This window comes from Methylobacterium sp. Leaf89 (assembly GCF_001422215.1).
Classification (GTDB): domain Bacteria; phylum Pseudomonadota; class Alphaproteobacteria; order Rhizobiales; family Beijerinckiaceae; genus Methylobacterium.
In genome coordinates, this window is the sequence record NZ_LMML01000001.1 from 23941 (window position 1) to 36444 (window position 12504).

The following is a 12504-nucleotide window of genomic DNA, read 5'->3' on the forward strand; positions in this document are numbered from 1 at the left end:
AGCGTTGAAACCGGCGTAGAAGCCGGTCCAGGTGAACACCGGCACCGGCACGAACACCGGGGGAGCCGCGCGGCGCGGAAGGTCGGCGGCCGAAGCGACGGCAGTCAGGCCGGCGAGCACGGTGGAGGCGAGAAGCAGTCTTTTCATTGGTTTACCTGGTCCTGGTTGGCGAGAGCCGGCGCGCTTGTAGTCCCTGGCCGACGCGAGGTCTGTCGCTTTCCTGCAACAAGGCCACCTATTAGGCCCCCAGATGTCAAAGAAGGGTAAAGGTTAGCGATCGGTCATCCTGACCTTTGCGCGGGGGTGCCATCACGCACATCCACGAGAAACAGGTGATCTTCGAATTGTGCAAGCCGTGTTGAAATCAAGGCGCGGCTGAACACTTTGTTGAGATGTGCGGAGCCGGCAGAATTCTGCCGAGCGCTGGTCCGTCTCGGCGTTTTCTTGCCTGTCGGATCCCTGCCTGTCGGATCCCTGCCTGTCGGATCCCTGCCTATTGGATTCTCGCCTGTCAGATCCTCCCCTCTCGGGCGAGGGGGCGCGCCGCCGTGGGGGCGAGCCCTGCGCGGACACCGGTGCGCAAGCCTAGCTCGTCGCTCTCGTGCACGAGGATCTGGGAGGCGTTGTCCCGCCCGAACCGCCGAGCCGACGCGCAGCGTGGATGCCTTGCGCCGCAAGCGACATGGGCCTGCAGAATCGGCGCAGGGGCTTTCCCTGCGCCCTGCCCTGCAAGGAATCATCGCCGCGTGGCGGAGAGGCCGTCAGTCGCCCGCCAACAGGGCCGTGAGCGCCGGCGACAGGCCGAGGCTCGCGAGGGGCGGAGCCTCGGCCTGTCGCCCGGCCCTTGCCCCGGCCGCGGCGGCCAGGACGGCGCGGGTCCCGGCCTCCACCGAGCAGAGCACCGGCGCCGGGACGGCGGGTTGGATCCGTGCGGCGAGGCCGGCCAGGGCCGCACCGCCGAGGATCACGGCCTCGGCGCCGTCCTCCCGGACGCAGGCGGTGCAGGCCGCCGCCAGGAGGCCGAGGGCCGCCTCCGGGTCGGCGGCGATCTCGCCCCCCGTGGGCGCGACGGTGCGCACGCCGGTGAGGCGCTCGCCGAGGCCCAGGCCGGCCACGAACTCCGTCAGCATCGGTCCCCACAGGACGCCGCCCGTGACGATGGCGAAGCGCCGCCCGCCCGCCTGCGCGGCCCGGCAGGCGGCCTCCGCCATCCCGACCACGGGCACCGGGGAGACCTCGCGCAGGGCGGCGAGGCCAGGATCGCCGAAGCAGGCGAGGTAGACCGCATCGCAGCCGGCCCCGTGCGCGGCAAAGGCGTCGAGGGCGGCGTGCCCGGCGATCGCCGCCGCCGCGCGGCTGGCGATGTAGCGGGCCCCGAATCGCCCGGTGGCGGGCACCAGGGTGACGCCGGCCCCGGCGATCGCCCGGACATGGCCGGCCACGAGGTCGGTGACCGACGCGGTGGTGTTCGGGTTGATGAGGAGGATGCGCAAGGGGGTCCGGACCTCGTCCAGGGTGGGGATGGTGCAGGCCTGAGCAAGGGCCCGAGCAAGAGCTCGGCCAGGGGGGGGGCGCCGGACCACGGGCCTGCGGATAAGCCGTCCTGCTTGGGCTCCCCTCGATTGACAAGGCCGTGCAAGGCCCTAAGTGTCCCCGCAACGCGTGTGCGCGGCGGGTCGAGTGTCGAAGCCGCCCCTGATGCCAGCCGTCGCCGTGTCGATGTCCTCCGCGCCGGTTGGTCCATTCCCGCGCGCAACGGTTCTCATAGAATATGTCTTTTGCCGACCTCGGATTGAGCGACAAAGTCCTCCAGGCCGTCACGGCGGCCGGTTATTCCGAGCCCACGCCGATCCAGGCCCAGGCCATCCCCCACGTGCTCGCGCGCCGCGACGTCCTCGGCATCGCCCAGACCGGCACCGGCAAGACGGCGGCCTTCACGCTGCCGATGCTGACCCTGCTGGAGAACGGCCGTGCCCGGGCGCGCATGCCGCGCACCCTGATCCTGGAGCCGACCCGCGAGCTCGCCGCCCAGGTGGTGGAGAATTTCGACCGCTACGGCATCAACCACAAGCTCAACGTCGCCCTCATCATCGGCGGCGTCTCCTTCGCGGAGCAGGACGCCAAGCTGATGCGCGGCACCGACGTGCTGATCGCGACGCCGGGCCGGCTCCTCGACCATTTCGAGCGCGGCAAGCTGCTGCTCACCGGCGTGGAGCTCCTCGTCATCGACGAGGCCGACCGCATGCTCGACATGGGGTTCATTCCCGACATCGAGCGCATCGTGAAGATGGTGCCCTTCACGCGCCAGACCCTGTTCTTCTCCGCCACCATGCCGCCGGAGATCGAGCGGCTGGCGGACATGTTCCTGCACACCCCGCAGCGGATCGAGGTGGCCCGGCCCGCCTCCACCGCCTCGACCATCGTGCAGAAGCTCGTGGCCACGAGTTCCGAGGGGCACGAGAAGCGCGACCTCCTGCGCCGCCTCATCCGGGGCGAGGCCGAGCTGAACAACGGCATCATCTTCTGCAACCGCAAGCGCGACGTGGCGCTGCTGCAGAAGTCGCTTGCCAGCCACGGCTTCAACGTGGCCGCCCTGCACGGCGACATGGACCAGCGCGCCCGCACCATCGCCCTCGACGCCTTCCGCTCGGGCGAGGTCCCGCTCCTGGTGGCGAGCGACGTGGCGGCCCGCGGCCTCGACATCCCGGCCGTGAGCCACGTCTTCAACTTCGACGTGCCGCATCACCCGGAAGACTACGTGCACCGGATCGGCCGAACCGGCCGCGCCGGTCGCGCCGGGCACGCCTTCACCCTGGTGAGCCGGTCCGACGAGCGCTCGCTCCACGCCATCGAGGCGCTGATCGGCCAGCCGATCCCCTGGGCCGAGGGCGACCTCGCCTCGGTGCCTGAATCCGCCCCTTCCGCGGAGGGCGAGGCGACCCGCACGCGCTACCGCGGCAAGACCGGCCGGCAGGTCCGCGGCGGCGAGGCTCGCCGATCCGAAGGGCGCAAGTCCGAGGCACGAAATTCCGAGGGCCGGAATCCCGAGGGGCGCGCCACATCGGCCGGCCGCTCGGAGCCGAGGGCCGAGAGCGCCCGATCCGATGCCAGGCCCGAGGCCGGCGATCGGCCCGAGGCGTCCGTCGAGGAACGCGCCCCCAAGCGGGAGGGACGCCGGGACGGACGGGGCGGGCGGTCGTCCCGCCGGGGTTCGTCCGAGCGTGCGGCCCCGGAGGCGGAGGTCGCGCAGGACCTTGCCGCCCCCGCGGCCCCGGCCCCGCAGCGGGCGCCCCGTCCCGAGCGCACGGCCGAGCGGTCCCGCGACGAGCGTCGTTCGCCGCGGCGGCGCGGCGACGAAGACGAGGGCGAGACACCCGTCGGTCTCGGCTCGCACGTGCCGGCCTTTCTGCTGCGTCCGGCCGTGGTCAAATCTTCGAAGTAACGTGACACCGCCAGTCGTTCATCCTGTCGAACCTTAACCGCATCTCCACCATCGCGTCCGCATGATGCGATCCTGCGGAAACGCTCCGCTCCGGGATCGGGCCGGGTGGATGGGACGGTTGGACGAACGATGGGCGGCAGTCAGGGCGACCGCGAACGGAGCTTTGCGCTGGCCGAGCGTGCCAATGCGCTGATCCGCGATTACGGTCCGTCGGCGGAACCGCGCGCCTACGCCGTCTGGTACGCCTACGTCTCGGGCACGCAGCCGCAGATGAACGACGCGGTGAAGCGCCTCACGGCCGCATCGGGGCGCCTGAGCCACGCGGACATCGACGGCCTCTACGAGAGCTATCTCGATCCCTCCCGCCTCTCGACCGCCACCGAGCGGGCGAGCAGCAGCGTCCTGTCGGAGATCGCGGGCGTGATGGAGGTACTGGACCTCTCCCTCGGCTCCACGGCGCAGTACGACGCGTCGTTGCGGACCCTGGCGCGAGACCTCGACGGGACGGTCCCGACGGCGGCCGGGGTGCACAAGGTGGTGGCCGCCCTCGTGGCGACGACGCGGGAGGTCACGGCCAACAACCGCACCCTGGAGGCGCGGATGCGCGAGAGCCGGCGCGAGATCGAGACCCTGCGCGAGACCCTGGAGGCGACGCGCCTGGAGAGCCTCACCGATCCGCTCACCGGCCTGTCGAACCGCAAGCACTTCGAGGACAGCCTGTGCCGGCTGGTCCAGGGGGCCTCCCCGGCCGCCCCGGCCTGCCTGATCGTCATCGACGTCGATTCGTTCAAGCGCTTCAACGACGTCTACGGCCACATCACGGGCGACCAGGTGCTGCGCCTCGTGGCCATGGTGATGCGCGAGCCCGTGAAGGCCCGCGCGGTCCTCGCCCGCTTCGGCGGCGAGGAATTCGCCATGCTGCTGCCTGCCACGAACCGGGCAGCGGCCTACGCCCTCGCCGAGACGGTGCGGACCAGCGTGATGGCGCGCGAACTGGTGAAGCGGTCCACCGGGGAGTCGCTCGGCAAGATCACGATCTCCCTCGGCGTGGCGATGCACCGCCCGGGCGACACCGCGGTGTCGCTGCTCGAGCGGGCCGACCAGTGCATGTTCAGGGCCAAGCGCGACGGCCGCAACCGGACGGTCGACGACGCCGACATGGACCTGTCGCGCGTCGAGGACCTGTCGAGCGTCGCCTGATCCTGCGTCCGGCCCGGCGCCTCAGGCGCCGGCGTGGACCGCCTCGGGGTTCACCGGGGTGATCGCCACGGACTCGCCGCAGCCGCAGGCCGAGGTCTGGTTCGGGTTGTTGAACACGAACTGGGACGAAAGCTTGCTGGTCTGGAAGTCCATCTGCGTCCCGAGCAGGAACAGCAGCGCCTTCGGATCGACGAAGACGGTGACGCCGCGATCCTCGACCTTGTCCTCGCCGGGCTTCTGCCCCTCGGCATATTCCATCGTGTAGGACATGCCGGCGCAGCCGCCGTTCTTCACGCCGACCCGGACGCCCGCGATGGGCTGGTCCGCATCGGCGATGATCGCCTTGATGCGGGCTGCCGCCGCGTCGGTCAGCGACAGGACCTTGAACTTCGATGCCATGATGTCTCTCCGACGGCCGGGTTCAAGGCCCGGGCGGGTGAGGGTGCTTGAACCCGGTTAAGATAAGGATTGCGGAGCCTGCGGTCCATGGCCGGCGGAAGCCGACCTGAACCGCGTTATCCTCGGCGACGGCCGATGGAGGTTTTCATGGCACGAAGGGCGCGGCGCGCGATGAGCGTCGAGGCGTTTGTCGCCTGGCAGCAGCGCCAGGATCGTCTCCACGAACTCGTCGAGGGCGTGCCGGTACCCCCTTGTGAAGATGATGACGGGGGCCAGCGCCCAGCAGGACCGGGACACCGTCAACATCATCGCCGCCCTTCATGGCCAGCTGCGCGCACCGGGATCGCGACCCTGCGCCGTCCGGACGTCACCGTGGAATGTGGCGACTTGATTCCGGACAGCTACGAGAGCCGAACGCCGCGCCTCGTCGTGGAGGTGTTGTCGCCCTCGACGAGCACCCTCGATCGCTTCCGGAAGCTGGAAGAATACAAGCGACATCCGACGATCGCCTATATCCAGCTCGGGGAAACACGCTGGCCCAGCGCCACGCTCTATCGGCGCGATGGAGAAACCTGGGATACGCAGGCTTTCGAGACCATGGACGCGGCGGTCGATCTGCCCGCCATCGGTGCGACCCTGTCGTTGGTCGACATCTACGATGGCATGACCTTCGTCGGGCTGCGCGAGGCCCCCATCGCCTGACGGTCCGCTACCACATGTCCAGCGCGACGCGGGCCTCGTCGGACATCCGGCTCTGATCCCACGGCGGATCGAACACCATCGTGACGCTGCAGGACTGGACCCCCGGCACGGCGGCCACGGCGGTCTCGACCCAGCCCGGCATCTCGCCGGCCACGGGGCAGCCCGGCGCGGTCAGGGTCATGTCGATGGCGACCTTTCGGTCGTCGGCGATGTCGACCTTGTAGATCAGTCCGAGCTCGTAGATGTCGGCCGGGATCTCCGGATCGTAGACGCTCTTCAGGGCGACCACGATGTCGTCGGTCAGGCGGTCGAGCTCCTCGGGCGGGATCGCCGAGTCGCTCGCGATGGTGGGGGTGTTGGCCCCCCCGGTGATGGCTGAATCGCTCATGGGTCTCTGTCCTGGTCTCGCGATGGCGCGGAGTGGCCGGGCCCCGCTCGAAAATCGTTCAGGCGAACATCATCTCGGCCTTGGCTAGCGCCTCGGCCAGGGCGTCCACCTCCTGCGTGGTGTTATACAGGCCGAAGGAGGCGCGGCAGCTGGAGGTGGCGCCGAAGCGCGTGAGCAGCGGCATCGCGCAATGCGTCCCCGCCCGGATCGCGACGCCGTAGCGATCGATCACGGTGGCGATGTCGTGGGCGTGCGCGCCCTTCATCTCGAAGGCGATGACGCCGCCCTTGCCCTTCGCCGTGCCGATCATCCGCAAGGAATTCATGGCGCCCAGGCGCTCCTGCGCGTAGGCGAGCAGGGACGCCTCGTGGGCGGCGATCCGGTCGCGCCCGACGCCCATCATGAACTCCAGCGCGGCCCCGAGGCCGACCGCCTCGATGATGGCGGGCGTGCCCGCTTCGAAGCGGTGGGGCGGATCGTTGTAGGTGATGCTGTCCTGGCTCACCGTCCGGATCATCTCGCCGCCGCCCTGGTAGGGGGGAAGCCGCTCCAGCCATTCCTTCTTGCCGTAGAGCACGCCGATGCCGGTGGGACCGTAGACCTTGTGGCCGGTGAAGACGAAGAAGTCGCAATCCAGCGCCTTCACGTCGATCGGCGTGTGCACCGCGCTCTGGGCCCCGTCGAGGAGTACGGGAACGCCGTGCGCATGGGCGATGCGCACGATCTCGGCCGCCGGCGTCACCGTGCCGAGGACGTTCGACATGTGGGTGATCGCCACCATCCGGGTGCGTGGCGTGAAGAGTTTTTCGTACGCCTCGACGAGGAAGTTGCCCGCGTCGTCCACCGGGGCCCACTTGATCACCGCGCCACGCCGTTCGCGCAGGAAGTGCCAGGGCACGATGTTGGAGTGGTGCTCCATGATCGACAGGATGATCTCGTCGCCCTCCCCGATCTGGCCGAGCAGACCCATCGAGGAGGCCACGAGGTTGTAGGCCTCGGTGGCGTTGCGGGTGAAGATGATCTCGTCGGTGGAGTCGGCGTTCAGGAATTGCCGGGTGGTCTCGCGCGCGCCCTCGAAGCCCTCCGTGGCGGCGTTCGCCATGAAGTGCAGCCCGCGATGGACGTTGGCGTACCCCGTCTCCATGCAGGCCACCATCGCGTCGATGACCGCGCGCGGCTTCTGTGCGGAGGCCGCATTGTCGAGATAGACCAGCGGCCGGCCATAGACCTTCTCGCCGAGTATCGGGAACTGGGCCCGGATCGCTTCGACGTCGTAGGGAATGTTCGGGACGGGTGCGTTCATGGGTGGACCTGTGTGGTGTCGGACGCGCGCGGCCCTCCCCCGTCGCGGGAGAGGGCCGTCGGCGGGGTGCGATCAGCCCCGCGCCGCGAGCCACGCCTCGATGGTGCCGATCAGCGCCTCGCGGGCGCCGTCGTGGCTGACCGACTCGATGGCTGCGCCCAGGAAGGCCTGGACCAGCAGGCTCTCGGCCTGGGCCTTCGGAAGCCCGCGCTGCATCAGGTAGAACAGCAGGTCCTCGTCGAGGGCGCCGCAGGTGGCCCCGTGGCCGCAGGCGACGTCGTCGGCGAAGATCTCCAGCTCGGGCTTGTTCATCATCTGCCCCTCGTCGGACAGGATGAGGCAGGCCGACATCATCTTGCCGTCGGTCTGCTGAGCCGCCTGCTGGACGATGATCTTGCCTTGGAACACGCCCGTGGCCGCATCATCCACCACGGTCTTGAACAGCTCGCGGCTCACGCCGCCGGTGGCGGCATGATCGGCCAGGAAGGTGGTGTCGGCGAGCTGCCGGCCATTCAGCATGGCCGCCCCGTTCACCACCGCGCGGCCGTCGGCTCCGGCGAAGTTCAGGTAGACCTGGTGACGCGAGAGTACGCCGCCGACGACCACGTTGACGGTCTCGACCGCCGACGCGGCGCCGAGCTTGACCGACAAGGTCGACAGGGCCACGGCCTCGCGGCCTTCCGCGTTCAGGCGGGCGTGCCGGAAGGTGGCGTTGTCGGCCACCGTCACGTCGAGGGCGTCGTTGGGCTGGTAGGCGACGCCGTCCGGCCCCTCATGGCTCTCCAGGACCAGCGCCTCCGCGCCCTCCCCCAGCACCACGAGCGCGCGGGTGGCGGTCGAGAACGTCTCCGATCCGGTGGCGATGAAGCGCAGGTGCAGCGGGGTCTCGACCTTGGCGCCGGGCTCCACGGCGATCAGCACGCCATCGGCCAGGAAGGCCGTGTTGAGCTGATAGATCGGATTCTCGGACGCCTGGCGCACCGGCGCCAGCTTCTCGAGGAGGGCGTGCCCGTCGGTGAGCGCCTGGGTCAGCGGCGTGACCGTGATGCCGGCCGGGATGCGGCCGAGGTCGGACAGATCCGCGATCATGTGGCCGTTGACGAAGGTGAGGCGCACCGCCTCGATCCCGGCGAAACCCTTCGCATCGGCGACGGCGCGCGCAGCGACCTCGGCCGCCGGCATCTCCGCCGGGTGCGCGGCATCGCGAAAGGCCGAGCGCAGGTCGGTGTACTTGAAGGCCTCGACCCGGCGGGTCGGCAGGCCCACCGCCTCGAAGTAGCGGAACGCCTCCTCGCGGGCGATCGAGACGCCCGTCGGGTACTTCATCCTGGTGGCTTCGAAGAGCTTGGACAGCCCGGTCTCGGCCGCGGTGCGGAGGGGGGTGATGTCGGCCATGGTCAGGCGGCCTCGCCCGTGCGGTACTCGGCGTAGCCGGAGGCTTCGAGGGCCTTGGCGAGGTCCTTGTCGCCCGACTTCACGATCTGGCCCTGCGACATGACGTGGACCACGTCCGGCACGATGTAGTCGAGCAGGCGCTGGTAGTGGGTGATGACGAGGAACGAGCGACCCTGGGCGCGCAGCGCGTTGACGCCCTCGGAGACGATGCGGAGCGCATCGATGTCCAGTCCGGAATCGGTCTCGTCGAGGACGCAGAACTTCGGCTCCAGGAGCGCCATCTGCAGGATCTCCATGCGCTTCTTCTCGCCGCCGGAGAACCCGACGTTGAGGGCGCGCTTGAGCATGTCCTTGTTGATCTCGAGCTTCTCGGCCGCCCCGTTCACCCGGCGGATGAAGTCGGGGGTCGAGAACTCGCCCTCGCCCCGCGCCCGGCGCTGGGCGTTCAGGGTTGCCTTGAGGAAGGTCATGGTGCCGACGCCCGGGATCTCCAGCGGGTACTGGAAGGCCAGGAACACGCCCGAGGCGGCGCGCTCGTCGGGGCTCATCTCGAGGATGTTCTCGCCGTCGAGCAGGATCTCGCCGTCGAGGACTTCATAATCTTCCTTGCCCGCGATGACGTAGGACAGGGTCGACTTGCCCGAGCCGTTCGGGCCCATGATGGCGGCGACCTCGCCGTCGTTCACGGTGAGGTTGAGGCCGTTGAGGATCTGCTTGTCCTCGATGGCGACCACGAGGTTCTTGATTTCGATCATTGCAGCATAGTCCGTTCTAGGTTGAATACCCGGCGCGGAACCGAAACGGTCCCTGGCGTCGGAAAGCTCTGATGTGCGGCTGCCGGCCCGGACGGCAGGGCGCCGGGCGTTCCGGTCCCCCCATGGGGAACCAGAGCGCCGGCGCCGCGTCGCGACGGTTCGCGGCGTCCCTTGTCCTCAGCCCACTGAGCCTTCGAGGCTGATCGAGATCAGCTTCTGGGCCTCGACGGCGAACTCCATCGGCAACTGCTGCAGCACGTCGCGGACGAAGCCGTTGACGATGAGCGCGGTCGCCTCCTCGTTGGAGAGGCCGCGCTGCTGGCAGTAGAACATCTGGTCTTCCGAGATCTTCGAGGTGGTGGCCTCGTGCTCGAACTGCGCGGAGGAATTCTTCGACTCGATGTACGGCACGGTGTGCGCGCCGCACTGGTCGCCGATCAAGAGCGAGTCGCAGTTGGTGAAGTTGCGCGCGCCCGTCGCCTTGCGGTGCGCCGAGACGAGGCCCCGATAGGTGTTCTGCGAACGCCCGGCCGAGATGCCCTTCGAGATGATCCGGCTGGTGGTGTTCTTGCCCAGATGGATCATCTTGGTGCCGGAATCGACCTGCTGCATGCCGTTCGACACCGCGATCGAGTAGAACTCGCCGCGGGAATTGTCGCCGCGCAGGATGCAGGACGGGTACTTCCAGGTGATCGCCGAGCCGGTCTCGACCTGCGTCCAAGAGATCTTCGAGTTGGCGCCGCGGCAATCGCCGCGTTTGGTGACGAAGTTGTAGATGCCGCCCTTGCCCTCGTTGTCGCCCGGGTACCAGTTCTGGACGGTCGAGTACTTGATCTCGGCATCATCGAGGGCGACGAGCTCGACCACGGCGGCGTGGAGCTGGTTGTCGTCGCGCTTCGGGGCGGTGCAGCCCTCCAGGTACGAGACGTAGGAGCCCTTGTCGGCGATGATCAGCGTGCGCTCGAACTGGCCGGTGTCGCGCTCGTTGATGCGGAAATAGGTCGACAGCTCCATCGGGCAGCGCACGCCCGGCGGGATGTAGACGAACGAGCCGTCGGAGAAGACCGCCGAGTTCAGGGTCGCGAAGAAGTTGTCGGTCACGGGCACGACCGAGCCGAGATACTTGCGCACCAGGTCCGGATACTCGCGGATCGCCTCGGAGATCGGCATGAAGATCACGCCGGCCTTGGACAGCTCGGCCTTGAAGGTGGTGGCCACCGAGACCGAATCGAACACGGCATCGACCGCGACCCGACGCTCGGGGGCGATGCCCTCCAGCACCTCGACCTCGCGCAGCGGGATGCCCAGCTTCTCGTAGGTCTTCAGGATCTCCGGGTCGATCTCGTCGAGCGACATCGCCGCCGGGCGCTTGGGCGCCGCGTAGTAGTAGATGTCCTTGTAGTCCACCTTGTCATAGGACACCCGGGCCCAATCGGGCTCCTGCATGGTCTGCCAGCGCTTGTAGGCGTCGAGGCGCCAGTCCAGCATCCACGCGGGCTCGTCCTTCTTGGCCGAGATGAAGCGGATCACGTCCTCGGAGATGCCCTTGGCGGACTTCTCCATCTCGATCGTGGTCTCGAACCCGTACTTGTACTGGTCGAGGTCGATCGAGCGGACCCGGTCGATGGTTTCCTGCACTGCAGGCATTATGCGTCTCCTGACATGCCCGGCGTCAAGGGCCGGGTGTGGGTCGGATGGCTTGGGAAGGCGGCACTCACGCCGCGTGCCCCTGCCGTCGATATAGGGTCTCCACCAGGCGTTCGCAGGCGGCGCGACACCGCGCTGCGTCGCTTTCGGTGCTGTTCCACCCGAGGCTCACGCGCAGGGCCCCTGCGGCGAGCGCAGGGGTGACGCCCATGGCCGCGAGGACGGGCGAGCGGGCGACCTTTCCGGAGGCGCAGGCCGAGCCGGACGAGATCGCGACGCCGGCGAGATCCAGCGTCATCAGCGCCGTTGGGGCATCGAGCCCCGGAACGGCGAAGCACAGGGTGTTGGGCAGGCGCGGGGCGCCGGCGCCGAACACGACGAGGTCGGGTGCGCAGGCGCGCAGCCCCGCCTCGATACCGTCGCGCAGATCCGCGAGGCGGTCCGCGGAGGCGGGTTCGGCGAGGTCCGCGGCGACCCCCAGCCCGACGATGCCGGGCAGGTTCTCGGTGCCGCCGCGCAGGCGCGCCTCCTGGCCGCCCCCGCGCAGGAAGCCCGCACCGAGGGTCACGCCCTGGGCGAGCACCAGGGCGCCGATGCCCTTCGGGGCGCCGAACTTGTGGCCCGAGAGGCTGAGGGCGTCGAGGCCGAGGGCCGACATGTCCAGGGGGATCTTGCCGATCGCCTGGACCGCATCCGTATGCACCAGGGCGCGGCCATGCGCCCGGGCCAGGGCTACGATCGCCGCCAGCGGCTGGATCACGCCGGTCTCGTTGTTGGCGGCATGGATCGAGATCAGCACGTCCGCCGCGGCATGCCGGCGCAGCAGGGTCTCCAGCGCGCCGAGGTCGATCAGGCCCGCGCCATCCACGGGCACGCGGTCGAGCGCCTCCGCCGGAAAGCGGTGGCCGGCCGAGACGCAGGGGTGCTCGGTGGCGCCAAGGACAAGGCGCGTGGGTGCGGACTGTCCCGCCCGCGCCAGGGCGCCGGACAGGACCGCGTTGGCGGCCTCGGTGCCGCCGCTCGTGAACACCACGCGGCCCGGGCCGGCGCCGACCCGCCGGGCCACCGCCTCGCGGGCGGTCTCCAGGGCGGCCCGGGCCGCCCGGCCCTCCGCGTGGACCGACGAGGGGTTGCCGGGCAGGGCCAGCGCCCGCACCACGGCAGCCGCCACCTCCGGCCGAACCGGTGAGGTCGCGTTGTGGTCGAGGTAGGCGCGGGGCGAAGTCATCCGGGAAAAACCACTGGCGGCGTCAAGGTCGAAAACGACAAATCC

Annotated in this window: 11 protein-coding genes and 1 pseudogene; 3 read left to right on the forward strand and 9 right to left on the reverse strand. The window is 69.4% G+C overall.

The annotated features are described in order from the left end of the window. A pseudogene (locus tag ASF18_RS24430) lies at window positions 1-147 on the reverse strand (porin family protein); the annotation flags it as partial. Between the two features lie 614 nt (window positions 148-761). Next, window positions 762-1493 carry an aspartate/glutamate racemase family protein gene (locus tag ASF18_RS00110; RefSeq protein WP_056276920.1) on the reverse strand — a complete coding sequence of 244 codons (732 nt, stop codon included), beginning with the start codon at window positions 1491-1493 and terminating at the stop codon, window positions 762-764. Between the two features lie 278 nt (window positions 1494-1771). Here ASF18_RS00110 and ASF18_RS00115 point away from each other — a divergent pair, with 278 nt between their 5' ends. Beyond that, window positions 1772-3442, forward strand: a complete 1671-nt coding sequence (locus ASF18_RS00115) for a DEAD/DEAH box helicase (RefSeq protein WP_056348244.1) — start codon at window positions 1772-1774, stop codon at window positions 3440-3442. Window positions 3443-3571: 129 nt separating this feature from the next. Next, window positions 3572-4642 (forward strand): GGDEF domain-containing protein, encoded by a 1071-nt coding sequence (locus tag ASF18_RS00120; RefSeq protein ID WP_056348247.1) that lies wholly within the window; start codon window positions 3572-3574, stop codon window positions 4640-4642. Window positions 4643-4663: 21 nt separating this feature from the next. Here the strand turns inward: ASF18_RS00120 and ASF18_RS00125 are convergent, their stop codons facing one another. Next, window positions 4664-5041, reverse strand: coding sequence for an iron-sulfur cluster assembly accessory protein (locus ASF18_RS00125; protein ID WP_056217716.1), 378 nt, complete (start codon window positions 5039-5041; stop codon window positions 4664-4666). A 171-nt stretch (window positions 5042-5212) separates the two neighbouring features. On the opposite strand from ASF18_RS00125, the gene ASF18_RS00130 reads away from it, so the two are divergent. Further along, the gene (locus ASF18_RS00130; protein WP_244472501.1) at window positions 5213-5743 is read left to right on the forward strand and encodes a Uma2 family endonuclease; all 531 of its coding nucleotides are present in this window, start codon (window positions 5213-5215) and stop codon (window positions 5741-5743) included. Between the two features lie 7 nt (window positions 5744-5750). On the opposite strand, the gene ASF18_RS00135 is transcribed toward ASF18_RS00130, so the two are convergent. The 6 genes from ASF18_RS00135 to ASF18_RS00160 all read right to left on the reverse strand — a co-directional run bounded on the left by ASF18_RS00135 (window position 5751) and on the right by ASF18_RS00160 (window position 12459). Further along, window positions 5751-6131, reverse strand: a complete 381-nt coding sequence (locus tag ASF18_RS00135) for an SUF system Fe-S cluster assembly protein (protein WP_056217719.1) — start codon at window positions 6129-6131, stop codon at window positions 5751-5753. Window positions 6132-6189: 58 nt separating this feature from the next. Then, window positions 6190-7434, reverse strand: coding sequence for a cysteine desulfurase (locus tag ASF18_RS00140; RefSeq protein ID WP_056348250.1), 1245 nt, complete (start codon window positions 7432-7434; stop codon window positions 6190-6192). A gap of 72 nt (window positions 7435-7506) precedes the next feature. After that, window positions 7507-8829: a Fe-S cluster assembly protein SufD gene (gene sufD / locus ASF18_RS00145; protein WP_056348254.1), complete on the reverse strand. Its 1323-nt coding sequence runs from the start codon at window positions 8827-8829 to the stop codon at window positions 7507-7509. Between the two features lie 2 nt (window positions 8830-8831). Continuing rightward, complete coding sequence (sufC, locus tag ASF18_RS00150; protein WP_056348257.1) at window positions 8832-9584, reverse strand: Fe-S cluster assembly ATPase SufC; 753 nt, start codon at window positions 9582-9584, stop codon at window positions 8832-8834. Window positions 9585-9761: 177 nt separating this feature from the next. Next, window positions 9762-11231, reverse strand: a complete 1470-nt coding sequence (gene sufB / locus ASF18_RS00155; RefSeq protein WP_056217733.1) for a Fe-S cluster assembly protein SufB — start codon at window positions 11229-11231, stop codon at window positions 9762-9764. Between the two features lie 67 nt (window positions 11232-11298). Further along, entirely contained in the window at window positions 11299-12459 is a 1161-nt protein-coding gene (locus tag ASF18_RS00160; protein WP_056348260.1) for a cysteine desulfurase family protein, read from the reverse strand. Window positions 12460-12504: the final 45 nt, after the last annotated feature.

Excerpts from the sequence above, each read along its gene's own strand:
- ASF18_RS00125 (WP_056217716.1), bottom strand. The coding sequence starts at position 5,041 with ATGGCATCGAAGTTCAAGGTCCTGTCGCTGACCGACGCGGCGGCAGCC.
- ASF18_RS00130 (WP_244472501.1), top strand. The coding sequence starts at position 5,213 with ATGAGCGTCGAGGCGTTTGTCGCCTGGCAGCAGCGCCAGGATCGTCTC.
- ASF18_RS00120 (WP_056348247.1), top strand. The coding sequence starts at position 3,572 with ATGGGCGGCAGTCAGGGCGACCGCGAACGGAGCTTTGCGCTGGCCGAG.
- sufD (WP_056348254.1), bottom strand. The coding sequence starts at position 8,829 with ATGGCCGACATCACCCCCCTCCGCACCGCGGCCGAGACCGGGCTGTCC.
- sufC (WP_056348257.1), bottom strand. The coding sequence starts at position 9,584 with ATGATCGAAATCAAGAACCTCGTGGTCGCCATCGAGGACAAGCAGATC.
- ASF18_RS00115 (WP_056348244.1), top strand. The coding sequence starts at position 1,772 with ATGTCTTTTGCCGACCTCGGATTGAGCGACAAAGTCCTCCAGGCCGTC.
- ASF18_RS00135 (WP_056217719.1), bottom strand. The coding sequence starts at position 6,131 with ATGAGCGATTCAGCCATCACCGGGGGGGCCAACACCCCCACCATCGCG.
- ASF18_RS00160 (WP_056348260.1), bottom strand. The coding sequence starts at position 12,459 with ATGACTTCGCCCCGCGCCTACCTCGACCACAACGCGACCTCACCGGTT.
- sufB (WP_056217733.1), bottom strand. The coding sequence starts at position 11,231 with ATGCCTGCAGTGCAGGAAACCATCGACCGGGTCCGCTCGATCGACCTC.
- ASF18_RS00140 (WP_056348250.1), bottom strand. The coding sequence starts at position 7,434 with ATGAACGCACCCGTCCCGAACATTCCCTACGACGTCGAAGCGATCCGG.